Here is a 22,115-nt window from a genome sequence, read left to right on the forward strand (position 1 = left end):
TGGACTGCGGCCTGAAACTGATTGACAATCCACGCAAATTGCGCTAAATACATGAACCTCATGGCTGCGCCGCCCTAGCTCAGAGGTAGAGCAACGCACTCGTAATGCGTAGGTCATCGGTTCAACTCCGATGGGCGGCTCCACAAATTAAAAACAGGCACTTGTCGAGGCACGGCAGGTGCCTGTTTTGTTCATGCCTGTGTTTCTCGGCAGAGCAGGCCGGAGCTCATTTCATGGACTTGCACAATCTTCACTGTATCGATCTCGACCAGCCCCGCCATACAGGCTTTCGCCAGTTTATCAGTGCGTGGCTCTACAGGGACAACCATATCAGCCTGCTGGTTGACCCCGGTCCGCTTTCCACCATTCCCATCCTGCTTGAGAAACTGCATAAACTCGGAGTCTCCCACCTCGATTACGTGCTGCTTACCCATATCCATATTGATCATGCCGGCGGTACCGGCGCCCTTCTCCAAACCTTTCCCGACGCCCACGTCATCTGCCATCCCGAGGGAATTCCCCACCTGATCGCCCCTGACAAACTCTGGCAGGGCTCCCGCAAGGTACTGGGGACACTTGCGGATACCTACGGCGAGATTGTGGATGTACCCGCAGACAGAATCCACTTCGAGGAAGAACTGGCCGGCGGTGCCATCCGAGCCATTCGCACACCGGGACACGCCGCACATCACGTCAGCTACCTGATGGACGATGTGCTTTTTGCCGGAGAGGTGGCGGGTGTGCATGCCGAGGTGCCCGGGGGGACCTATATGCGTCCGGCAACACCGCCTCGTTTCATCTTGCAGGTGGCGCTCGATTCCATAGACCGTATGCTGACCCTGGCGCCAAAACGCATGGTCTTTGCCCACTATGGGCTGGTTGACGATGCCCCCAGACATCTTCGAATTGGCCGCGACCAACTGATTCTATGGGTGAGGGGCGCCGTTGAAACGAGCCAATCCGACCCCGATGATCGTGAGTCAGAACTGATGGACTGGCTTCTGGCCCATGACACCATCTTCCGGCATATCTTCGAGCTGCCCTCCGACATTCAGGCCAGAGAGCGTTATTTCCTCGGCAATACCTTCAAAGGCATGATGGATTACGTCGACACCCTGTCACCGGCCGAACAAAAACGCCTTCTCTCCCCTTAACCATCCCTCCGAACAATGAAACGTCGAGTTTTTTTACACCGCAGGGCTATCTGAATCTCGCTCGCCATCTATGTCGCCCTCCAATCGCCCCCAAAAGCTCCTTCCCTTTCCATCACAAGTGTCGCCTTTCTTTACACCACATCTTCCAAAACTCATTCTCCCATGAATTATCCTGTAATTCCGGCCACTTAAAGAACGGCACTTTTTTTGCTATTTAACAAAGAAAACAATAGGGCTTAGCGCAAAACGAGCCGAAAGGAAGCCGCCATGAAAAAATTACTGTTTTCAACCCTGCTCGCTCTGGTTCTAACCGGGAGTTCCGCTCTGGCCTTCGTTGTGGATCTGACCACTCCCAACGAGCCTGGCATGCCCACCATGACCTATGCCACGGTTACAGGCTTTGTCGATGCCGGCGATAACAGCGTCTTCCATTTCGAAATCAACCTGGCAGATGGGATGGGTGCCTTTCTCAACGGCGGCGACAATTTCGGTCTGGACAAATTTTACTTCAATACCGACCTGAGCCTCACCGAAGGCATGTTCCTCAATCTTGACCCCAACACCTGGAACGTGAACTTTATCAACAACAATGTAGCCGGTTTTGGGCTCTTTGATCTCGAATTGGTGGACCCTGGAAAGAGAAGTCTCAGTTTGAGTTTTGACATCGATTATATCGCCGCCATCACCGAGGAAAACTTCTTCCTCCTCTCCGCCGATCCGGCCGGCAATGGCAACGGCCATTTCGCTGCCCATATTGGCGGGTTTGAATATGACGACTTTGGAAGCATTTATGTCCGTGACGGTGACGCACCTCCGCCTGTGCCCGAACCCGGCACCTTGCTCCTTCTCGGCTCAGGCCTTCTGGGACTGACCCTTTACCGCCGTATCAGAAAATAGCAAATCGACTTACTCCATAGGCTTTCTTGGCAAGGGCCACCACGCAGCGGTGGCCCTTGCTCTATGCTGATTCTTCAAAAAGCACCTCGTCCCACTGGCAACAGGTCATTTTCTTTATATACTTATAGTCGTACCCCTTTCATTGAGGAGATATGACCATGACCACGCCACGACGTTTCGGTCGCATCCCCTTTGCGGCGAATCTCACCCTGAGTCATAAAGGCCAGTCTCATTCCGGCAACTTGCAGGATATCGCCCTAAAGGGCGCGCTGCTTCACTTTGACAGCCTGCCACCGCTGCACCACAACGATGTCTGCCAACTGGATATTCCACTTCTGAACAGCGACATCGTCCTGCATTTCACGGCGGAAGCCATTCACTTTCATCAGGACAGCATCGGTTTCCGCTTTACGGAGATGGATCTGGAAACGATGAGTCATCTGCGCCGTCTGCTGGAGTTGAATACTGGCAATGCAGACAAGATTGAAAAGGAGATGTCCTTTCTTCGTAAAAACGCCCCATCCCCCTAAGCGGAAAAGCTTCGGATACATTAAATGATTAAATCTTGCCCCAGTTGCATTTATGACTGAATGTGTTACAGTTTTGATCGTTGCCAAGAACCGGCACCAATTATCACATCAAAAGGAGAGACAGACATTATGGCTTCACTGAAAGGCACCAAAACTGAAAAAAATATCCTGACTGCATTCGCTGGCGAAAGCCAGGCCCGCAATCGCTACACGTATTTTTCAGCCCAGGCTAAAAAAGAAGGCTTCGTGCAGATATCAGACATTTTTGAAGAGACCGCCAACCAGGAAAAAGAGCACGCCAAACGCCTTTTCAAGATGCTTGAAGGCGGTGAAGTCGAGATCACGGCGTCCTTTCCTGCCGGAGTCATCGGCACCACCGCTGACAACCTCAAAGAAGCGGCTGGCGGGGAAAATTACGAGCACAGCACAATGTACCCCGAGTTTGCTGAAATTGCCCGCCAGGAAGGCTTCAATGACATCGCCGATGTCTTCATGGCCATTGCAGTCGCCGAAAAACAGCATGAAAAGCGCTACCTCGACCTTCTCGCCAACATTGAAAACCGCCGCGTCTTCAAGCGGCCTGAAACCGTGGTCTGGCGTTGCCGCAACTGCGGATATCTTCACGAAGGCCCTGAGGCCCCTGACAAATGTCCGGCCTGCGACCATCCGCAAGCTCACTTTGAACTGCTCGGCGAAAACTACTGATTGAAGGAGGAGCACATGCCCAAGAGACTGGAAGTGTACAAATGTGACGTATGTGGCAACATCGTAGAAGTGTTGCACGCCGGTGCAGGCGACCTGGTATGCTGTGGTGAGAACATGAAGCTTATGACCGAAAATACGGTCGATGCCGCCAAGGAAAAACATGTCCCCGTGATCGAAATTGGCAAGAATTCCATCACCGTTAAAGTTGGCAGCGTTGCCCATCCAATGGAAGAAAAGCACTACATTGAATGGATCGAGATCATTGCCGACGGCAAGGTGTACCGACAGTTTCTGAACCCCGGAGACAAACCAGAGGCCACCTTCCCCGTCTCCGCCAGCAAAGTCACCGCCCGTGAATACTGCAACCTGCATGGGCACTGGAAAGCCGACTCCTGATCGTCGTGCGTCAGCTGAAAAACGTAAAAAGGCACCTTCGCAAGAAGGTGCCTTTTTACGTTGAACATGTCGTGATCATAACCCTGGACTAGCTTGCAAAAGAGACCCGTCTCATTCGGGAATAGCATCGAGATGCTCCACAAGCAGGGCTCGATAGGTTTCGGGAATGTCGGTGAATTCGATCCCCATGCCGATTGGCAGGGTTTTGGCCTTGATCCACTCCGGATGGTTAACCCAGGCGACCCGCCCACGGCAACTCAAAGAGGCAACAGGCAGGGATATTTCGAGAAGAACCACCGTATCGATGGGCAACAGTTCGGCCGTCTCGATAAAAACGCCGCCCGTACTGAGATTGAATGTGTACCCCGGCCGCAAATGAAAAGTATCAGGGCCGCAAAGAACAGGGACTTCAACTTCTTTGCGCGGGGCGGCGGGATCGACAATGCCGAGGACATCACAGGCTGCGGCCACCAGCTCCTTAGCTTCGAACGGCCTGGCGATCACTGCATCACAAACGCTCCCCTGCCTGACCTGTTCCTTCTCTTTAACAATCAGCAGGATGTGGGTATTGCGCAGAAAAGGGTCGCTCTTGATCCGCTGGCTGAGTTCGGCTCCGTTGAGAGAGTCGGAATCGGCTTCAACAATGACAAGAACCGGATCCTCCTCTTCCACCAGAGACATGGCCGTAGCCTGATCGGAAGCCAGCAGAAAATCAAAACCGGCCCGGTGAAAAAAGGAATTTTCCATCGCGGTGACGATTTCTGGCTTCTGGACAAGTAAAATTTTCTTCCGTTCCACAGCATTCCTCCCGAAATCGTCACAAGGATGACAGACAATAACGGCATTTGGCCGGTCGCACGGTGCGGATAGACCAAATTAGCACGTTATTGCCCGGACGAGAAATCCTTATGCAAAAAAAACGCCGTCGATTAAGAGCCTACGATAACGTCAACAGGAACAAGCCTATCATAGAATCGAAAAAAAAAAGCCGAAGATATCTTCGGCTTTTTTTAATTTTTCCACTTAACTGACATCGTCCACAAAACGGCTCAATATCAGAGAATTTCTACCAGTTCGATATCGAAGGTCAGTTCTTTACCAGCCAAAGGATGGTTTGCATCGAGGGTAACGGTCACATCCGTCAGATCGGTGACTTCAACGACGAAAGGCTCGCCTTCTTCCTGGGTAACCTCCAATTGGCGGCCCAGAGTTAATTCAAGATCTCCCGGCAGATCCTTTCGGGCCAGTTCAATCACGAGCTCGTCAATGCGGGGACCATAGGCCTGCTCAGCCCCGATGGTGATTGTTTTACTCTCACCAACCTGCATCCCGACGATAGCCTCGTCAAATCCGGGGATAACCTCGCCCTGCCCAAGCGTCAAGCTAAGAGGTTCGCCCCCCTTTGAACTGTCAAAGGCAGTCCCGTCCTCAAGACGTCCTGCATAATGTACTTTGATCGAATCGCCACTTTTTGCTGCTGCCATGAAAAGTCCTTTCCAGAAGGCTCATCTTGTTTCGGCAAGCCTTCTTGCTTTTGGTTGGGATGATTATCCGTCATCCTTCAAAACAAAAGGCCGCCAGGGCAGTTTAATTGCCCTGGCGGCCGCCAGCACTCTACCGTGAAATACTACTTAGGTTCTATTTCCAGCAATTCAACTTCGAAAATCAGGGTAGCATTGGGGCCGATGGCAGGCCCGGCGCCACGCTGGCCGTAGGCCAATTCAGCCGGAATATACAACTCGTACTTGGCTCCTTTTTTCATGAGCTGAAGGGCCTCGGTCCAACCCGGGATTACCCCATTGACGGGGAAGGTTGCCGGCTCACCTCGACTGTAAGAGCTGTCAAACTCGGTGCCATCCACAAGGGTTCCACGATAGTGAACGGAAACCGTATCTTCCGCCTTGGGAGAAGCTCCCTCGCCTGCACTGACGACCTTGTACTGCAGGCCGCTGGGAAGACTGACAACGCCCTCTTTCTTGGCGTTTTCAGCCAGAAAAACCTGGCCTTCCTTCTTGTTCGTTTCAGCCAGCTCGCTGATCATTTTCTGCTGTTTTTCCATCATCTGCTGCTGAAAAGCAGTCATCGTCTCTTCAATCTGTTCGTCGGTCAGCATGGGCTGAGCATCGGCGAGCGCGTCCTTCATACCCTTGAGAAGAAGGGCCGGCTCGACCTCGACGCCCTGCGCCTTGAAGTTGCGACCGATATCCAAACCGATGCTGTAGCTGACCTTGTCTTTAAGGTCTTTAAGTTCTGGTGCTTTTTCCTGGGCCGTACATCCCGTAGCCACAAAGAGGAGGCTGAGGATGGCGACGAGAGAGAAACTTTGCCTTTTCATTTCGTTTCCTTTCACCTAGCGAAGAGTTGACATGGATACATGTGTGGCAGGCTTTTGGCCAACACATTCATAACCTGTCGCCCATTCAGGTGTCAACTACTCTTTTGGGCGGCGCACCCGCCTGAACACCGGTCAGAGTAAGCATTCCCACCAGCGCAATGCCCAGCAAACACAAGATAAAGGGCAACCATCCCCACCCCTTGTAAATGAGACCCGGCAGATAGGAACCGACCACCCCTCCACCGTAATAAAAGGCGACATAGACGCCGTTCACCACCCCTTTGTGACTGGTGGCCAGGCGGTTGAGGTGGCCGGTGGCCGTCGAATGAACAAGAAACATGGCGCCGCAAAAGAGAAACATAACCACAAACAAAACGGTGACATGGTCGGTCGCCAGCCCCAGCAACGCCAGACAGAATACTCCCATGCCGGCAAGGATAGCGCGCCTGCTGCCGCCCAGCCACGCACTGAACCGCACCGCCATGAGGGAGGTCACCATGCCCATGACATAACCGGAATACATGAGACCAATGCGGAATTCATTGGCCTGGTCACTGATTTCAGTCAGGCGGAAAGGCAGAAAGTTCATGATGGCCGCGAAGACCAGAAAAAGGCAGAAGATCAGGAGATAGATGCGGCGATAAAGAGGGTGAGACAGCGTCTTCCACAGCAGGTCGGCTTTTGGTCGACTGACACTCAGTGACTCGGGCCCCTTCAGGCTAAAGAGAAAGACAAAGCAGATGGCAAGGCTGATGGCCAGAAGGAGAAAACTGTGGCGCCACCCCCAGGTGGTGGCGATAAATCCAGAGCAGGCCCGACCAAGAAAACCGCCGAGAATCGTGGCCGTCACGTAGACGGCCATGGCACGCTGGATGCGGGAAGGGCCGGCCTGCTCTGACACATACGTCATGAGCGCCGTCAGCATGGCGGGTATCAGCAGACCTTGCAGGAGGCGAATGACCATCAGTTCCGCGAAGGAAGGGGCATAGTAAAACCACAATTCTGTTACGGCCAGCAAAAAGACAGCCACTTTCAGCATGCGCCGGGGAGAAACCGTCTCCAACACGAAACCATAGACGAGAGGGGCCAGACTCAGAGGGATAAAAGCCACCGTGGTCAACAGGGCAGCGGTCTCGGAAGACACGGCAAACTCCCGCACGATGACCGGCAAGAGCGGCTGCGGGGCATAGAGGGCCGAGAGAGTAAGAACAGTTGTCAGAATGATGATAAACATGGGCATATCCTGAACTCTTGCGCCGAAGGACATCATTGCGGCCACGCCGAGAGGTTCAACGACATCGACTCGCATTCTCTCGGGATTGTGGCCATTTGACAACCGATTTTTTATTTCCCCCGAGGAAGACTCCGGGTCAGGACCCTGAGATGGGGAATTCTCCATTGAAAAATAGGCCCACATCCGATATACCTTGATTCGCCCACAAATCAGCCGCGAAGCTTGTCGGTCCGGCTCATCAAAGGACAATGAATATCATGAGAAAAGCCCTGCTTTTTCCTCTGCTGGCCATCCTCCTGGCGGCGTGGCCGTCGCAGGCTGCGCCCCTTCAGGTTTTTGTCAGTGTTCTGCCGCAGAAATATATCGTCGAACGCATCGGCGGTGACGATGTAGAGGTCTCGGTCATGGTGGGGCCAGGCCGTAGCCCGGCCACTTATGAGCCGACGCCAAAGCAGATGGCCACGCTGGCCACGGCCGCCGTTTATTTTCGCATTGGGGTCGCTTTTGAAACGGTCTGGATGGAGCGCATCCGTGCCAACAATCCGGACCTGCGCATCATTGATCTGCGCGAAGGACTCGCTCTGCGCTCCATCGAAAGCCACAGCCATCACGATCATGGCCACGACCATCACGATGAAGAGGACGCCGAGGGACTTAAAGACCCCCATGTCTGGACAAGCCCCCAACTCGTTCAAGTCATGGCTGGCAGGGTACTGTCCGTGCTGGCGACACTCAACCCGACTGGAGAAGCGACCTACCGCAGCAACTATAAGGCCCTGATGGCTGACCTCGAATCCCTCGACCGGGATATCCGGACGAAACTGTCTCCCCTGACCAATCGCCGCTTTCTCATTTTTCACCCTTCCATGGGCTATTTTGCCGACACCTACGACCTGCTGCAGGTACCCATCGAAATGGAAGGCAAGGAACCGGGGGCCAGAACCCTGGCCCGCCTGATCGACGAAGCCAGGGAGCAGAACATCCGCGTCATTTTTGTGCAGCAGCAATTCAGCCGCCGACTGGCAGAGAATATCGCCAGTTCCATCGGGGCCACGGTCATAGCCATCGATCCTCTCGCCGAGGACTATCCAACCAACATGCGCCACATCGCGGAGGTCTTCGCCGCGGCGATGGATAAGAAATGAGCCCGGCCGTCATTGAGCTCGCCCAGGTCTTTTTCCGTTACGATGAGATCCCCGTGCTGGACAATGTCACTCTGTCCATTGAACAGGGTGAGTTTCTCGGCATTGTCGGCCCCAACGGCAGTGGCAAGAGCACCCTGCTCAAATTGATCCTGGGACTTCTCTCGCCGACCTCGGGAAGCGTACGGGTCTTCGGGAAACAGCCCGGCCAGGCCTGCCAGAAACTGGGTTACGTACCTCAGTTCGCCACTTTTGACCGCCGTTTCCCCATCAGTGTCTTAGATACGGTTCTGCAGGGAAGACTCGGCAAAACGAGATCAATCCTCGGCTATGGCGAAAAAGATCGGCAGGTCGCGCGGCAGGCCATGGCCGAAGCGGAAATACTAGACCTGCAGGATCGCCCCCTCTCTACCCTGTCCGGCGGGCAGAGGCAGCGGGTACTCATCGCCAGGGCGCTGGCCTGCGAACCGGAGGTGCTCATTCTCGACGAGCCCACGGCCAATATCGACCCGCGGGTCGAAGCCGGCGTCTTCGACCTGCTCCAGCGCCTTAACGAGCGCGTCACCGTCATCGTCGTCTCCCATGATATCGGTTTTATTTCCGGCTACGTCAGCCGCGTCGCCTGTCTCAACCGCACCCTGGTGTGCCATGCCACTTCCGACATTAGCGGCGAAGTAATAGAGAACCTTTACGGGATGCCCATGCAGATGGTCCATCATCACACTGTTCTTAAGAAATAAAGGATCCATGGAAACCTTTTTTGAAGCCGTGCTGAACCAGACCTTCATGCTAAACGCCCTCATTGGTGGACTGCTGGCCAGCATTGCCTGCGGCATTGTCGGCTCCTTTGTCGTCGTCAAGCGCATCGGCTATATTGCCGGCGGCATCGCCCACGCCGTGCTGGGCGGCATGGGGATAGCCTATTATTTCGGCTATAGCCCCATTGGCGGCGCCATTGTGGCCGCCCTCCTGTCGGCGGGTATCATCGGCTGGATCAACCTGCACTGGAAACAGCAGGAAGACACCATCATCAGCGCGCTCTGGTCCGTGGGCATGGCCACCGGCGTGCTGTTCATCGCCCGTACCCCGGGCTACAACGTCGATCTCATGAGCTATCTCTTCGGCAACATTCTCATGATCCCCCGACAAGACCTCTATCTTATTTTCATCCTCGACCTGGCCATCGCCCTCATTATCCTTCTTTTCTACAAGCAGTTTTTGGCCGTGGCCTTCGATGAGGAATTCGCCCGCCTGCGGGGCGTTCGCGTCGACCTCTTCTATCTGCTGCTTCTCGCCCTTGTTTCCCTGACCGTCGTCATCCTGATCCAGGTGGTTGGTTTGATCATGGTCATTGCCCTGCTCACACTGCCGGCAGCCATTGCTGGACATTTTGTTCACTCTCTGGCTAAGATGATGGTGCTGGCGACTCTTTTCGGAGCTTTTTTCACGACCGGCGGACTCTTCATCTCCTACCAGCCGGATCTTCCCGCCGGGGCCACCACTGTTCTGCTGGCGGGGTTGGGTTACCTGCTTTCTTCCCTCTTTGCCAGCCTGCGCCATCGGTTTCGGCGTCCCATGAACCCACGTTGACCGCCTGACCGACAAAACAACCTACCCTGGAGACCAACCATGATGACCGCCTTTTGGGGCATAATGACCCTCGGCATCCTTATATTTGTTCATGAACTGGGCCACTTTCTTGTCGCCAAATGGTCCGGCGTCAAGGTCCTTCGCTTTTCCCTCGGCTTCGGGCCCCGTCTGCTCGGCTGGAAAAAGGGAGAAACGGAATACCTCGTCTGCCTTCTCCCCTTCGGGGGCTATGTCCAGATGCACGGCGAACGCAAGAACGGTCCTGAAGAAGAACCTGTCTGCAGCGACGACGACAGGGCCTTCACGAACAAAGGGGTTCTCACCCGCATGGCCATTGTGGCGGCGGGGCCACTGACCAACCTGTTGCTTCCTTTTCTCATCCTGCCTGTCGCCTACATTGTCGGGGTGCAGACGCCCGCCTACCAGATAGAAACACCCCACATTGGCTATATTGCCACTGAAAGCCAAGCTGACGACGGTGGCTTCTTGCCTGGCGATCTGCTCGAAAGCATCGATGGGCGCTCGGTCGCCACCTGGGAAGACGCCAATTCCGTATTCGCCATGGCCGCGAAAGAGGAAGTGAACATCACCATCCGCCGCCAGGGGCAGCGGCAGGACCTGCGACTCGCCAAGGTCGCCGGCGAGAGCTATGACCTGCGCAGTGTCGGGATTTTTCCGGAGCAGGTAGCCCTTCTCGGCGAGGTCTTTGAAGGGGATCCTGCCGGAGAAGTGGGTCTGCGCGTGGGGGACCGCATTGTCGCCATCGACGGCACGCCCATCAACAGCTGGTACGATGTGGGCACGGTCATCAATGCCTCCGGCGGTGATGAAATCGATGTGGAGGTACAACGCGAGAATGGTCTTCTTCACTTCACCATGCTGCCAGAGCAGAACGCACAGGGGCGTTTCCTGATCGGCATCTCGCCGCTTCAGGAAACCTACCTGAAACACTTTCCTCCTCTTGAGGCCATCAAGGCCGGGGCCCAGAAGACGGTGGAACTGATGCGCCTCACCGGTGACTTCCTGCGTCAGTTGGTGGCCGGCAACATTTCCACCGACAATATCGGCGGGCCGGTCATGATTGTACAGACGGCAGGGGCCGCGGCCGAAACGGGAATCGCCGCCACGCTGCTTTTTCTGGCCTTTCTCAGCATTCAGCTCGGCTTTTTGAATCTGCTCCCTGTTCCGGTGCTGGACGGCGGACATCTTGTCTTTTTTCTCATCGAATTGATCTTCAGGCGTCCCTTGCCACAGGCGGCCCAGGAAACCGCCCTGAAATTCGGTCTTCTCCTCTTGCTGCTGCTGATGGGGCTGGCGCTGTTCAACGACTTCAGCCGCTTCTTCTCCTGACGTCGACTTGCGACCTGACGTTTCTCCGCTACTATTGTGGGAAATAAACCAACCGTCTACTCACGACGGCACAAAAGGGAGGCAATAAACGATGCATCAACTCAAATTCATCCTGCTGGCAGGGGCAGTTCTGCTGCTGGCCCCATTGAGTCTGTGGGGAGCCGGAGAAGAAGGCATCTCCTATCGCGGGCTCGGGGACAGTGTCCCCATTTTCAGCTTGGCGAGCAGCCAGGATCGCCTTTTTTCCTATGATCGGGACTTTTATGGAAAACATCACCTGATCCTGACCTTCTTCCCCGCTGCCTTCACCCCTGTCTGAACGGGTGAAATGGAGGGTCATCAGAGGAATCTCTATCTCTATGACCGCTTCAACGCCCGCGTCGCGGGCGTCAGCCGGGACAATGTCGACACCCTTAAATACTTCGCCGCCGAATACGGTCTGACATTTCCGCTTTTTTCCAATACGTCCACCTACTTGGGGACCTGGCTCGGTGCCTATGGGCCGGGGTCACCCGTTTTTGCCCGCAGGACCGTGGTCATCGACAAGTGGGGAATTATCCGCTACACCAAAAGCGGCAACCCGAATTATCACGAAGTCTTGCAGGTTCTTAAAAAACTGCATGCCGAGGAGGTGACCCCATGATCTTTTCCCTCACCGGTCTATGGCGACAACTGTTTATTCTGGCAATTTTTCTGCTCTTTTCCGGCTGTGCCTGGTTACCCGCCGCCGCCCCGCCACCATCCCCCCTTCAGGTTCAGGAAAACGGCACCTCGGTGTGGCAGGACGAGTTCGCCTTTGTGGCACCGCCTTCCCCCTGGGAGCTTGTCCAACTTGACGAGGACGATTATTCCCTGGCGTACATGAAGCTGTGTCGGGGCAGCTATCCCTGCCAGTCCACCCTGGCCTATGCGGAAGAGCCCTTTGGCTATTCCCTCGATTTCGAGCAGCGGGTACCGGAGTTTTTCAAACGATTCCTCTGGGCCTCCCGGGTACAGTTCGCCAAACCGACCCTGGAGAAGACGACTCTCTTCGGAAAGGAAGCGCTGATCGCCGACACCGAAGGGATTGAGCCTGTCAAGGGCCACAAGGTCTGGAGCAAAATCGTCTTTGCCCGCCGAGGCGAGCGGGTCGTCGCCTTCTACTATACCCAATGGCGGCCGGCGGAAGCCGACTACGATCAGGCAGACGTGGAGGCCTTTGACCGTTTCGTCGAGACCTTCCGCTACCTCAAACCTTCCTTTTACGAAACCTTGTAGCAAAACGAAAAGAGATCATAAAAAAAGACGGATCACTTTGGCGAGTGATCCGTCTTTTTTTATACCTGTGAGAATACCTGCTCAGAAATTGACGACCAGGGCCACGCCGAGGATTCTGTCGGTTTTTTCCGAGCCCGGCGCCGGCTCGTTGTCGTATTTCACGACATAACTGGTTTTCATGGACAGAAAACTGTTTAGGGCTGCGATCAGGGCCGTCTCGCTGTTCAGCAGCCAGTTGTCCGAAGTCTCGAAATCAGGCAGATATTCGAGGGTCTGCGAAAAACGGTTCTTTTCAGTAAACTGGTATTGGTATTCACCGAAAAGGCGCCCGCCCAGATATTCTTCGGAAGAGCCGTCCGTGTATTCATCCATGGTATAAGTCAGGCCGGCCTCGCCGCGCAGAAAGTGCTTGGGGCCGTCCAGAAATTTGTAGCCGAGGCCCAGGCCAAAGGTATAGCGGCTGTCGGTACCGGCGAACTTATCCTGCAGCCACCCGGCCGTGCCAAAAGTAAAGAGCCGCTCGGACAGGGCATAGTCCCCCCGCAGCTCCGTCATGTACGATTCCGCTGTTTTTTCCCCATCCGTCTCGCCGTACAAGGCCTGCAGTTTCCAGGTCGCCAGAATCCGTTCGGTGAGGTTCACCTGAAGCTTGTTTTTAGCCGAAAGCGTGGTAACTTCCGTGTTGCCGCTGGTATCGACATAGGACAATTCCGCCTCATCGCTCCATTTCTGGTCTTCTGCCAGGGCTTCAGCCCCTGGTAGAAGCAGCAGCAGAAAAACACTCAAACACGTAAAAAATTTCATATTCTCCTCCTTCAGCGTTCATCAGCTCCATGTTCAGGGGACACCTCACCAGGCAAATGTTCCGCCAAAACGATTTTGACAAGCATAATTATAGACGATTTGATTATTCATGCAGTAACACCATGACGGTATTTTGGCGGTGGCGGCTGATTATTTGAGCCATTTAGGGGCATCTGCTCACATTCGACCTGTTTTTTTATTTCCAACCACCTCTTTAATGCGTTATTTCTTTTTTGTGATAAAAGGCTCTCCTTAAATCACAGGAGCAGAGGACATGATCCGAGCCACCGAATTCAAGCACCTGAACGACATCTTTACCGCTGCCTTGGCGAGGGTCGATCCCTATCGCATGATTCTCAATCGTGTGCGCTTAAACGGCAGCCTGCTGACCATCGATATCGAGGACGATTTTATCGAGGTCGATCTCAACGACTACCGGCAGCTCTATGTCATGGGGACGGGCAAGGCGACGGCCAAGATGGCTCTGGCCTTCGAGGAGATCCTCGGGGCGCGCATCGACCGGGGCCTCATCGCCGTCAAGTACGGTCACACCGAAACGCTTAACCATATTGAAACCCTGGAGGCCGGCCATCCCGTACCGGACGACGCCAGCGTCCTGGCCGGCCAACGCATGCTGGAGATGGCCGCCGCCGCGGACGAAAAAACCCTGGTCATTCATCTTATTTCCGGTGGCGGCTCCGCCCTGCTGGCCTGCCCTTTCCAGGGCGACAACAGGGTGGAGGGCCTCAGTCTGGCCGACAAACAGCAGGTCACCCGCGCCCTGCTGGCCTGCGGCGCCACCATCAACGAGATCAACGCCATCCGCAAACACCTGTCGGACATCAAGGGCGGTCGTCTGGCGCGGGCCATCGCCCCGGCTCGCTGTCTGAGCTTTATCCTTTCCGACGTGGTCGGCGACCGCCTCGACGCCATCGCTTCCGGCCTGACCAGCCCTGACCACACGACCTTTGCCGACTGCCTGGAGATCCTGAATAAATACGATATCGCCGGCGAAATTCCCGCGAAAGCGCTGGCCGTCCTGCAAAGAGGCGCCGCCGGCGAACTGAAGGAGACTCCCAAGCCGGGCGATGCCATTTTTGACCGCGTGGCCAACATTTTGATCGGCAGTAACTATGTCAGCCTGCTGGCCGCCCGTGACGCCGCCAGACAATGGGGCTACCACACGACCATCCTCACCTCCCAGGTGAGCGGCGAGGCCCGTGAATGGGCCAAGGTGCTGGTAGGGATCGGCAAGGACATCCGCAAGGCCAGTGTACTCAGCCGCAAACCGGCCTGCATTATCGCCGGCGGCGAAACCACCGTGACCCTGCGCGGAAAAGGCAAGGGTGGACGCAACCAGGAGATCGCCCTGGCAGCCCTGGCGGAGATGCAGCAGGACCCGGAAAACTGTCTCGGCCTCTACCTGCTGTCGGCCTCCACCGACGGCAACGACGGCCCCACCGAGGCCGCCGGCGCCTTCGCCGCCGTCGAACTGCTGGCGGATGCGGAGCAAAAGGGGCTCTCCGTCGGCGCCTTTCTACGCGACAACGATGCCTACACCTTCTTCGACCAGATCGACGGCCTGCTGAAGACGGGGCCGACCAATACCAACGTCTGCGACCTGCAGATCCTCATCGTTACGGAATAGCCCTCAGGGGCGGATGAAGGAATAGGGATAGCTCAGGTGGTCCGCATAGGTGCCGGCCAGAATCGCGGCGGCGTCCTCGGCGAAGACCCGTTCCTCGTTGGCCGGCACCACAAAGACCTTGACCGGCGAATCGTCTCGGGTGATGGTCGTTTCCCCCGGCATGGCCACGGCGGAACGGTTGCGCTGGGAATCAAGGTGAATGCCTAAAAACTCCATGTCCGCCAGGATGCGCTCCCGGCTGATCCACTCAAGGTCCCCCGCCCCCGCGGTAAAAACAATGGCGTCTACGCCGCCCAACGCGCTCATGTAGGCGCCAATGTACTTGCGCAACCGGTAGGTTTCCATGCGGAGTGCGAGTTGACAGCGCTCATCGCCGTCCACCACGGCAGCCAGCACATCGCCGCGTTCGCTGAAGCGACCGGTGATTCCTCGCAAGCCGCATTCGAGATTGAGAATGCTGTCCATCTCCCGCGGTGAATAGCCGCCCCGGGTCATGACATAGGGGAGGATACCGGCATCGATATCGCCGCAACGCGTGCCCATGATGGCCCCTTCCAGAGGCGTCATGCCCATGCTGGTGTCGACGGAGAGGCCCCGGCGGATGGCACAGAGGGAAACGCCGCGATCGACGTGGATGGTGATGAGATTGCATGTGCCCGGATCCTTGCCAAGGCGCACGGCCGCCCTCTTGGACATATAAAGGTGCGAGGGGCCATGAAAGCCATAGCGGCGCACCTGGTGCTTTTCGTACCATTCGTAGGGAAGAGGATAGATGAAAGCGGTCGGGCTCAGTGTTTGATGAAAGGCGGTGTCGAACACGGCCACCTGGGGAACGTCGGACAGTAGAGCGATGGCCGCTTCAATGCCGGCGATGTTCGGCTCATTGTGCAGGGGCGCCAGCCGGCGCAGGTCTTTAATGGCTGCCAGCACGTCGCCATCGATCTGCACCGAACGGGTAAAACGGTCGCCGCCATGGGCGACGCGATGGCTTATGGCCCCGAGATGTTCCCCCTCCTGCAGCACCCCCTGGTCGGCATCGCTGAGCACTTGGAGGATGAGGGACAGGGCTTGGCGATGATCGGAACAGTCCTGAAAGCTGACATGGGTCGGACGACCCGGCACGTTGTGGGTCAGGGTTGTGCCACCGACGGCGACCCGATCCACCTGTCCACGGGCCAAAAGGACCCGGCGACGCCAATCGAAAAGATGATAGCGCACCGAGTAACTCCAGCAGTTCAACGTCAGTATAAACATCTTCCCACTCCTTCCAAAAGCCTAACAGGTGGCACATATATTCCCACATAGCGAATCCAGTGCCAATCTCGCATGATGCTACAAGGGATTCAACGATTTTTTTCAGCGCCCGAAAGTACCGCTAAACCGATTAAGGGAACTGGAATTCCTCCTTCATATCTTTTGATTTTCCGGCAAAAAGCGTCATAATGAAATCATTTAAAGCGCTTAGACTGGAAAGGTCGGTACATGCCCAGAAAACTGATCCGCAAAAGAGGCAAACCTGCAGGCTCGGCACCCGGCACCCTGATTCATGTCGGGGAGAAACGTACGGAACGCGTTCACCTCCATTATATCGACTACGATGCCCAGCAGTTGGAGGAACAAGACATTTCCGCCGATGAAGCCGCCGCCTGCTGCCCTCTCAAAGAGCGCCCGACCGTAAGTTGGATAAACGTCGATGGCATCCACCATCCGGCGACCATCCAGACGATTGGTGACTGCTACAGCCTGCATCCCCTCGTCCAGGAGGACATCCTCAACACCGATCACCGCCCCAAATTCGAAGCCTTTGACGATTACGCCTTCATCGTGCTCAAAATGCCCTTTTACGACGCAGAGCGCCGTGAGGTGCGCACCGAACAGGTCAGCCTCATCCTGGGTAACCACTTCGTACTTTCCTTTCAGGAAAGGGAGGGGGATGTCTTCGACAAGATCAGAGACCGTCTGCGCAACAACAAGGGACGCATACGCAAAATGGGTGCGGACTATCTGGCTTACGCCCTGATTGACGCCGTGGTCGACCACTATTTTTCCATCATGGAACAGATTGGCGATCAGATTGAGGATCTGGAGGATGAGCTGATCAGAGAACCGGACCAGGAGACACTGCACGCCATTCACAACTTCAAGCGCGAGATGATTCTGCTACGCAAGTCGGTCTGGCCCCTGAGAGAGCTGATCAGCGGGATGCAGCGGGACGAGTCTGACCTGATCAGCGATACGACGAAAATTTACCTGCGCGACGTCTATGATCACACCATCCAGGTCATCGACACGGTAGAGACCTTTCGCGACATCATCACCGGCATGCTCGACCTGTACCTGTCCAGTCTGAGCAACAGGATGAATGAGGTCATGAAGGTGCTGACCATCATGGCCAGCATCTTCATCCCCCTGACCTTTCTGGCCGGCGTCTACGGCATGAACTTTCACTACATGCCCGAACTCACCTGGCGCTGGAGCTACCCCGCCTTCTGGCTGATCATGATCGCTATCGGCCTGGGCCTTTACGTCGCCTTTAAAAGGAGAAAATGGCTGTGAAGCTTTTATCCTCCTCCACCGGGATATTTCTATGAAGAAGGAAAGCTGCCAGCGCCTCATGGAACGCCGGGCCAAGCACGACTCCTTTCTGGGCACAGAAGACGGTCTGCCCGTTTTGGAGCAGTTTTTTGGCGACCTGGAGTCGACCTTCATCGCAACTCGGCAAAACGCCCTTGCGCGCCTCGAAAAAAGCCAGGAAACCTTGTCCCAGAGCCTCGACAAGGCGGCCGAAGACCTGGCGAAGAGCCTGGAAAAACTGACGGCCGCCTTCGACGAGACATCGCAGGGGCAGGCTGGCGACGACAAGGCGACAAAAAAACTGCCGAGTGAAATCGACGCCCAGATGCTGTGGCTCTATCAGCGCGTGCGCTATCAGCTAGACCAGGCGCTCAAACCGTTCACTTCCAAGCGCCGACCGGTCGGGCAGAGCCTGGAGCAGATTTATGACGGCTACCAGGCCTGCATCAAAAAACTGCCGCAGGAAATCGTCCTGATCAAACCTCGTCAGGAAGGCACCGAGCCTCTCCATGGCCAGAGCATCTTCGCCCGGGAGAAAACGGCCTTTCTCGAGCGGGTCTGCGCCTCCTCCCTGGCGCCCCTTAACCGCCTTCTGTTCTGGCAGGCCCGAGGCCAATTGAAGCGGCGCTATCGCCAGATCCGCCTCCCGGCCCAGCAGCTTGCCCGGCAGCATCTTCCCGACCGGCAGCAGGTGAGTGAACATCGGCTGGTCAAGGATTATGAGACCGTTTTCGAGAAAACCAGAGAGACGTTGGGGGATAGCTGGCGAAACCTGCGCTTCAACCTGACGGCCGCCATCGAAGAGCTCAACGAGCTGCTGAATAACCGCCAGAAAGACGATGAGGAAACTTTGTCAGCGGCCGAATGGCACGCCAAGCTGGCGGAGATACGCAAGCTGGTTGTGGAGGTTCTGGAGCAGACCGCCGCCAGCCTGCAGGAAGTCGATGCGCCCCTGGCCTCCTTTTTTGAAGAGTTCCCCGCCCAACTCGACCTGGAGCACGAGCGGCTGGCCTCCTTCCTTTACGAAGACATGCTCAAGGCCCGCCTCTGGCGGGCGCGCCTGCGCTGGGAATTCCATCGGCGCCTCCTGGCCATCCGCTGCCGGTTCAAGCGCTTGAGCAAAGAGCTGAACCTTCCTGCCGACCAGCAGGAGGCCAAAGGGCTGCTGGCGCAGCTGCGGAAAAAGGCGGCGGTTTTCCTCCCCTTTTTAAAAGTCAACAAAGGGGCGGCGCAGGAAGAACTGCTGCGCATGGCCGATCTTCCGTCCAAAACCGAACTGGCTCGGCAAAGCCAAAATCTTCCCCCGGTTTACCGGCGCCTCTTCAACAGCGGCCCCCTGCGCAGCCGGGAGTTTCTCGTCGGCCGCGATGAAGAGATGGAGACCCTTGCCGAGGTGCTGAATCGCTGGCAGGAAGGGCGCACCTGCAGCGTGGCCATCACCGGCCCGGAAGGCAGCGGCAAGACCACCCTGGTCAACTGTTTCGCCAGTGAATACGGCGCGCGGCACCCCCTGATCCGGCAATCCATCGGAAAAAGACTGCGCCGCGAGGAGGATGTACTCGCCCTCTTCGCACAATGGTTCGACGAGGCTCCCCCTTTCGTGGCGCTGACGGATGTGGTGGCCTATATACGGTCCCGGGAGCCGTTTATTCTGATGGTGGAAGACGGCCATAATCTGCTGTTGCGCACCATCGGCGGGCGACAGGCTGCCGAAGCTTTTCTCTATGTGCTTCTGGCGACCCGGGGACACTGTCTGTGGGTGATGACCTTCCGGCAATACCCCTACATCCGCTTGGATTATCAGCTGCGTCTTGGGCAGTACTTCACCCACCAGATACAGACCCTTTTTCACAGCAGCGCCGAAATCCGCGACATGCTGCTGCTGCGCCAGCACACCACCGGCTACAAACTGCACTTTTTGCCGGAAAAGGATAAGGAAGTGGCCGAAGACGCTTCCGAAGAAGACCTGGCCGCCGCGCAAAAAGAGCGGAAGGAGAAATATTTTCGCCAGATGTTCGAGGCCTGTTGCGGAAATATCCACGCCGCACTCTATTACTGGCAGTTGAGCGTCCACTATGACCCTGAGAGCAAGGAGATCCGCGTCTGCCCGCTGGGCCGGATCGATTACCGCTTCGTGAAGAGCCTGGAACGCCTCACCCTTTTCAGCCTCTCCGAGATCATCAGTCATGGGGGGCTCTCGGTGGGAGAGCACAGTGAGATCTTCCGGCTTTCTCCTCTGCGCAGCCAGCTGACCCTCGACTATCTCGGGCAGATCAATCTGCTCGAAATCGCCGAAGCCGATGGTCCCGAGCGTCGCTATACCATCAACCCGATCTTCGTCGGGCCGGTCAGCGATATCCTTCTCTCTCAGAACATCCTCTACTGACGGGTGAATCCTCATGAAAGACGAAACCGCTAAATTTATTACCGAGCTGTTCAGCGACAGCCGCCTGCTGGTCGCTCTGGCCGTCATCGTCGCCGTCTGGCTCTTCACCCGGGTTTTGCAGAAACTGGCTGAAATTCTGGCCGACAAGTTTTCCCGCTACCGTCTATTCATCTCCAGCCTCTTTCCCGTACTGCGACTGCTGACCTGGCTCATTGCCATTCCGGCTATTACCTTCTCCATCCTCGAACCTCCCATGAACACGGTGCTGGCCATCACGGCTTCGGCCGGTCTGGCCATAGGCCTCGGCGCCCAGGATCTCATCCGCAACCTCATCGCCGGCATCCTCATCCTCTTCGACCGCCCCTTTCGGGTGGGAGACATGGTCAAAGCGGGGGATCACTACGGGGAAATCACCGATATCGGACTGCGCTCCGTCACCCTGCATACCTTCGACGACAGCTATGTCACCTTGCCCAACTCCATGGTGCTGGGCCAGGCCGTTTCCAATTCCAACACGGGAGAACTCGACGAGATGATCGTCACCGAGCTTCTGCTGCCAGCCTCGATCGACACCCAGACTGTCCGGGAAATTGCCTGGGAGGCGGCGGCCTGCTCGCCCTACGTCTATCTGAAAAAACCGATCACCATCATCGTTGAGGACCATTTTGACTTCACTTTTCTTACCCGCTACAAGATCAAGGCCTATGTGCTCGACGTCCGTCTTGAGCGTCTGATGGCCAGCGACATCACCGAGCGCATCAAGCAGGAGATCAATCGACTAGGTTTGCTGCCCCCGGCTGAGGCCAACAAGATCTTTCAGGCTAACGATCCCTTGCCCACCACGGCGGCGCCGGCGGAGAAGAGTACTCCGTGAACTGGACCGTCCTGCTCATCTTTCTTTTTGTCTACCTTGGCATGATCCTCGGCAGGCTGCCCGGCCTTGCCCTCGACCGCACGGGCATTGCCCTGCTCGGCGCCCTGCTGCTGCTTGTCACCGACCAACTGACCCTGACCGAAGCCTGGCTGGCCGTCGATGTGCCGACCATCGCCCTGCTCTTTGGCCTGATGATCGTCTCCGCCCAGTTCCGGCTCGGCGGTTTTTACAGTCGGCTGACTCTGGGGCTGGCCGCAGCAGACCGCTCGCCCGAATATCTGTTGGCCATGATGATTGCCGCCAGCGGTTTGCTCTCGGCTCTGCTTGCCAACGATATCGTCTGCCTGGCCATGGCACCCATGCTGGTGGAAGGCTGCCTGCGGCGGCAACTCAACCCCAAACCCTTTCTACTGGCCCTGGCCTGTGCCGCCAATGTGGGTTCGGCCGCCACCCTCATCGGCAATCCCCAGAACATGCTCATCGGCCAGAGTCTCGGGCTGTCCTTTGCCGGCTATCTTCTCGACGGCGGCCTGCCCGCCCTGCTCGGTCTCGGCCTGACCTGGTGGATCATCGCCCGCGTCTATCGCGGGCGTTGGCACTGCGCGCTGCCACCCCTGATGGTCGAGGCGCCCGTCTATGACCCTTGGCAAACGCGCAAGGCCTTTCTCGTGCTGATTCTGCTGGTCGCCGCCTTTCTCGTGGCGCCCTGGCCCCGTGAACTGCTGGCTTTGGCGGCGGCCGGCATCCTGCTCAGCAGTCGTCGCCTGGCCTCGGGTCGCATACTGGCCCTGGTCGACTGGCAGCTACTCGTCCTGTTCATTGGCCTCTTCATCGTCAATAAGGCGCTGGCCGATGCCGGCCTGCTTGCCCAGGGCATGCAGGCCCTCGCCCTCACCGGAGTCGATCTGCACCATCCCGGCTGGCTCTTTGCCGTCACCGTGCCCCTCTCCAATCTCGTCTCCAACGTGCCGGCCACTCTGCTGCTGCTACCCGCCGCCAGCCACCCCCTGGCCGGACCGGTCCTCGCCCTGGCCAGCACCCTGGCCGGCAACCTGCTTATCGTCGGCAGCATCGCCAATATCATCGTCGTCGATCAGGCCGCCCGCTTGGGCATCACCATCGACTGGCGCGAGCATGCCCGCATCGGCATCCCCGTTACCCTGGCGACCCTCTCCGTCGCCGCCCTGTGGCTCTGGCTGCGGGCTGGTATGATCGCTGGCGGCTAACACCGAGAAAGGA

Annotated in this window: 23 protein-coding genes and 1 tRNA gene; 18 read left to right on the forward strand and 6 right to left on the reverse strand. The window is 56.7% G+C overall.

The window, feature by feature from the left end; translation table 11 throughout:
* The first annotated feature begins 68 nt into the window (after positions 1–68).
* From AOP6_RS12180 to AOP6_RS12205, 6 genes are all read left to right on the forward strand, one after another.
* A tRNA-Thr gene (locus AOP6_RS12180) sits at positions 69–143 on the forward strand.
* 90 nt (positions 144–233) lie between these two features.
* Positions 234–1,154: an MBL fold metallo-hydrolase gene (locus tag AOP6_RS12185; protein ID WP_155877029.1), complete on the forward strand. Its 921-nt coding sequence runs from the start codon at positions 234–236 to the stop codon at positions 1,152–1,154.
* A 267-nt stretch (positions 1,155–1,421) separates the two neighbouring features.
* On the forward strand, positions 1,422–2,051 hold the full coding sequence (locus AOP6_RS12190) for a PEP-CTERM sorting domain-containing protein (RefSeq protein ID WP_155877030.1): 630 nt from the start codon (positions 1,422–1,424) through the stop codon (positions 2,049–2,051).
* Between the two features lie 158 nt (positions 2,052–2,209).
* Entirely contained in the window at positions 2,210–2,581 is a 372-nt protein-coding gene (locus AOP6_RS12195; protein ID WP_213194583.1) for a PilZ domain-containing protein, read from the forward strand.
* A 129-nt stretch (positions 2,582–2,710) separates the two neighbouring features.
* Complete coding sequence (gene rbr, locus AOP6_RS12200; RefSeq protein ID WP_155877032.1) at positions 2,711–3,286, forward strand: rubrerythrin; 576 nt, start codon at positions 2,711–2,713, stop codon at positions 3,284–3,286.
* 15 nt (positions 3,287–3,301) lie between these two features.
* The gene (locus AOP6_RS12205; protein WP_155877033.1) at positions 3,302–3,682 is read left to right on the forward strand and encodes a desulfoferrodoxin; all 381 of its coding nucleotides are present in this window, start codon (positions 3,302–3,304) and stop codon (positions 3,680–3,682) included.
* Between the two features lie 111 nt (positions 3,683–3,793).
* Here AOP6_RS12205 and AOP6_RS12210 read toward each other — a convergent pair whose 3' ends face one another.
* From AOP6_RS12210 to AOP6_RS12225, 4 genes are all read right to left on the reverse strand, one after another.
* Positions 3,794–4,480 (reverse strand): PilZ domain-containing protein, encoded by a 687-nt coding sequence (locus tag AOP6_RS12210; RefSeq protein WP_155877034.1) that lies wholly within the window; start codon positions 4,478–4,480, stop codon positions 3,794–3,796.
* Between the two features lie 257 nt (positions 4,481–4,737).
* Positions 4,738–5,166 (reverse strand): peptidylprolyl isomerase, encoded by a 429-nt coding sequence (locus tag AOP6_RS12215; protein ID WP_155877035.1) that lies wholly within the window; start codon positions 5,164–5,166, stop codon positions 4,738–4,740.
* A 143-nt stretch (positions 5,167–5,309) separates the two neighbouring features.
* Positions 5,310–6,017, reverse strand: coding sequence for an FKBP-type peptidyl-prolyl cis-trans isomerase (locus AOP6_RS12220; protein WP_155877036.1), 708 nt, complete (start codon positions 6,015–6,017; stop codon positions 5,310–5,312).
* A gap of 85 nt (positions 6,018–6,102) precedes the next feature.
* A complete protein-coding gene (locus AOP6_RS12225) occupies positions 6,103–7,251 on the reverse strand; it encodes an MFS transporter (protein ID WP_213194584.1) in 1,149 nt (382 codons plus the stop codon).
* 257 nt (positions 7,252–7,508) lie between these two features.
* Between AOP6_RS12225 and AOP6_RS12230 the strand changes: the two genes are divergently transcribed.
* The 7 genes from AOP6_RS12230 (at position 7,509) to AOP6_RS12260 (ending at position 12,590) form a co-directional block, all read left to right on the forward strand.
* Positions 7,509–8,396 carry a zinc ABC transporter substrate-binding protein gene (locus AOP6_RS12230; RefSeq protein ID WP_155877038.1) on the forward strand — a complete coding sequence of 296 codons (888 nt, stop codon included), beginning with the start codon at positions 7,509–7,511 and terminating at the stop codon, positions 8,394–8,396.
* Complete coding sequence (locus AOP6_RS12235; protein ID WP_155877039.1) at positions 8,393–9,133, forward strand: ABC transporter ATP-binding protein; 741 nt, start codon at positions 8,393–8,395, stop codon at positions 9,131–9,133. Before AOP6_RS12230 ends, AOP6_RS12235 begins: the two co-directional genes overlap by 4 nt.
* A 7-nt stretch (positions 9,134–9,140) precedes the next feature.
* Positions 9,141–9,983, forward strand: coding sequence for a metal ABC transporter permease (locus AOP6_RS12240; protein ID WP_155877040.1), 843 nt, complete (start codon positions 9,141–9,143; stop codon positions 9,981–9,983).
* 39 nt (positions 9,984–10,022) lie between these two features.
* Complete coding sequence (gene rseP, locus AOP6_RS12245) at positions 10,023–11,333, forward strand: RIP metalloprotease RseP (RefSeq protein WP_155877041.1); 1,311 nt, start codon at positions 10,023–10,025, stop codon at positions 11,331–11,333.
* A gap of 91 nt (positions 11,334–11,424) precedes the next feature.
* A complete protein-coding gene (locus tag AOP6_RS12250; RefSeq protein ID WP_155877042.1) occupies positions 11,425–11,652 on the forward strand; it encodes a hypothetical protein in 228 nt (75 codons plus the stop codon).
* A 9-nt stretch (positions 11,653–11,661) separates the two neighbouring features.
* The gene (locus AOP6_RS12255) at positions 11,662–11,976 is read left to right on the forward strand and encodes a redoxin domain-containing protein (RefSeq protein WP_155877043.1); all 315 of its coding nucleotides are present in this window, start codon (positions 11,662–11,664) and stop codon (positions 11,974–11,976) included.
* The gene (locus AOP6_RS12260) at positions 11,973–12,590 is read left to right on the forward strand and encodes a hypothetical protein (protein ID WP_155877044.1); all 618 of its coding nucleotides are present in this window, start codon (positions 11,973–11,975) and stop codon (positions 12,588–12,590) included. Before AOP6_RS12255 ends, AOP6_RS12260 begins: the two co-directional genes overlap by 4 nt.
* Positions 12,591–12,671: 81 nt before the next feature.
* Here the strand turns inward: AOP6_RS12260 and AOP6_RS12265 are convergent, their stop codons facing one another.
* Positions 12,672–13,394 (reverse strand): DUF481 domain-containing protein, encoded by a 723-nt coding sequence (locus tag AOP6_RS12265; RefSeq protein WP_155877045.1) that lies wholly within the window; start codon positions 13,392–13,394, stop codon positions 12,672–12,674.
* Positions 13,395–13,668: 274 nt separating this feature from the next.
* On the opposite strand from AOP6_RS12265, the gene AOP6_RS12270 reads away from it, so the two are divergent.
* Positions 13,669–15,042 carry a glycerate kinase gene (locus AOP6_RS12270; protein WP_155877046.1) on the forward strand — a complete coding sequence of 458 codons (1,374 nt, stop codon included), beginning with the start codon at positions 13,669–13,671 and terminating at the stop codon, positions 15,040–15,042.
* 3 nt (positions 15,043–15,045) lie between these two features.
* Here the strand turns inward: AOP6_RS12270 and AOP6_RS12275 are convergent, their stop codons facing one another.
* The gene (locus AOP6_RS12275; protein WP_155877047.1) at positions 15,046–16,296 is read right to left on the reverse strand and encodes an acetate kinase; all 1,251 of its coding nucleotides are present in this window, start codon (positions 16,294–16,296) and stop codon (positions 15,046–15,048) included.
* A gap of 228 nt (positions 16,297–16,524) precedes the next feature.
* Between AOP6_RS12275 and corA the strand changes: the two genes are divergently transcribed.
* From corA to AOP6_RS12295, 4 genes are read left to right on the forward strand one after another with little or no spacing between them, the layout of a single operon-like run.
* On the forward strand, positions 16,525–17,598 hold the full coding sequence (corA, locus tag AOP6_RS12280) for a magnesium/cobalt transporter CorA (RefSeq protein WP_155877048.1): 1,074 nt from the start codon (positions 16,525–16,527) through the stop codon (positions 17,596–17,598).
* A gap of 31 nt (positions 17,599–17,629) precedes the next feature.
* On the forward strand, positions 17,630–20,002 hold the full coding sequence (locus AOP6_RS12285) for an ATP-binding protein (protein ID WP_155877049.1): 2,373 nt from the start codon (positions 17,630–17,632) through the stop codon (positions 20,000–20,002).
* Between the two features lie 13 nt (positions 20,003–20,015).
* Complete coding sequence (locus tag AOP6_RS12290; protein ID WP_155877050.1) at positions 20,016–20,876, forward strand: mechanosensitive ion channel domain-containing protein; 861 nt, start codon at positions 20,016–20,018, stop codon at positions 20,874–20,876.
* Positions 20,873–22,102 (forward strand): SLC13 family permease, encoded by a 1,230-nt coding sequence (locus AOP6_RS12295; RefSeq protein WP_155877051.1) that lies wholly within the window; start codon positions 20,873–20,875, stop codon positions 22,100–22,102. Before AOP6_RS12290 ends, AOP6_RS12295 begins: the two co-directional genes overlap by 4 nt.
* Positions 22,103–22,115 lie beyond the last annotated feature (13 nt).

It is taken from the genome of Desulfuromonas sp. AOP6 (genome assembly GCF_009731355.2).
Taxonomy (GTDB): Bacteria; Desulfobacterota; Desulfuromonadia; order Desulfuromonadales; family SZUA-540; genus SZUA-540.

Bases quoted from the DNA above. Each gene is read 5' to 3' on its own strand.
- AOP6_RS12185 (WP_155877029.1), top strand. From the start codon at position 234: ATGGACTTGCACAATCTTCACTGTATCGATCTCGACCAGCCCCGCCAT.
- AOP6_RS12190 (WP_155877030.1), top strand. From the start codon at position 1,422: ATGAAAAAATTACTGTTTTCAACCCTGCTCGCTCTGGTTCTAACCGGG.
- AOP6_RS12195 (WP_213194583.1), top strand. From the start codon at position 2,210: ATGACCACGCCACGACGTTTCGGTCGCATCCCCTTTGCGGCGAATCTC.
- rbr (WP_155877032.1), top strand. From the start codon at position 2,711: ATGGCTTCACTGAAAGGCACCAAAACTGAAAAAAATATCCTGACTGCA.
- AOP6_RS12205 (WP_155877033.1), top strand. From the start codon at position 3,302: ATGCCCAAGAGACTGGAAGTGTACAAATGTGACGTATGTGGCAACATC.
- AOP6_RS12215 (WP_155877035.1), bottom strand. From the start codon at position 5,166: ATGGCAGCAGCAAAAAGTGGCGATTCGATCAAAGTACATTATGCAGGA.
- AOP6_RS12220 (WP_155877036.1), bottom strand. From the start codon at position 6,017: ATGAAAAGGCAAAGTTTCTCTCTCGTCGCCATCCTCAGCCTCCTCTTT.
- AOP6_RS12225 (WP_213194584.1), bottom strand. From the start codon at position 7,251: ATGTTTATCATCATTCTGACAACTGTTCTTACTCTCTCGGCCCTCTAT.
- AOP6_RS12230 (WP_155877038.1), top strand. From the start codon at position 7,509: ATGAGAAAAGCCCTGCTTTTTCCTCTGCTGGCCATCCTCCTGGCGGCG.
- AOP6_RS12235 (WP_155877039.1), top strand. From the start codon at position 8,393: ATGAGCCCGGCCGTCATTGAGCTCGCCCAGGTCTTTTTCCGTTACGAT.
- AOP6_RS12240 (WP_155877040.1), top strand. From the start codon at position 9,141: ATGGAAACCTTTTTTGAAGCCGTGCTGAACCAGACCTTCATGCTAAAC.
- rseP (WP_155877041.1), top strand. From the start codon at position 10,023: ATGATGACCGCCTTTTGGGGCATAATGACCCTCGGCATCCTTATATTT.
- AOP6_RS12250 (WP_155877042.1), top strand. From the start codon at position 11,425: ATGCATCAACTCAAATTCATCCTGCTGGCAGGGGCAGTTCTGCTGCTG.
- AOP6_RS12255 (WP_155877043.1), top strand. From the start codon at position 11,662: ATGGAGGGTCATCAGAGGAATCTCTATCTCTATGACCGCTTCAACGCC.
- AOP6_RS12260 (WP_155877044.1), top strand. From the start codon at position 11,973: ATGATCTTTTCCCTCACCGGTCTATGGCGACAACTGTTTATTCTGGCA.
- AOP6_RS12265 (WP_155877045.1), bottom strand. From the start codon at position 13,394: ATGAAATTTTTTACGTGTTTGAGTGTTTTTCTGCTGCTGCTTCTACCA.
- AOP6_RS12270 (WP_155877046.1), top strand. From the start codon at position 13,669: ATGATCCGAGCCACCGAATTCAAGCACCTGAACGACATCTTTACCGCT.
- AOP6_RS12275 (WP_155877047.1), bottom strand. From the start codon at position 16,296: ATGTTTATACTGACGTTGAACTGCTGGAGTTACTCGGTGCGCTATCAT.
- corA (WP_155877048.1), top strand. From the start codon at position 16,525: ATGCCCAGAAAACTGATCCGCAAAAGAGGCAAACCTGCAGGCTCGGCA.
- AOP6_RS12285 (WP_155877049.1), top strand. From the start codon at position 17,630: ATGAAGAAGGAAAGCTGCCAGCGCCTCATGGAACGCCGGGCCAAGCAC.
- AOP6_RS12290 (WP_155877050.1), top strand. From the start codon at position 20,016: ATGAAAGACGAAACCGCTAAATTTATTACCGAGCTGTTCAGCGACAGC.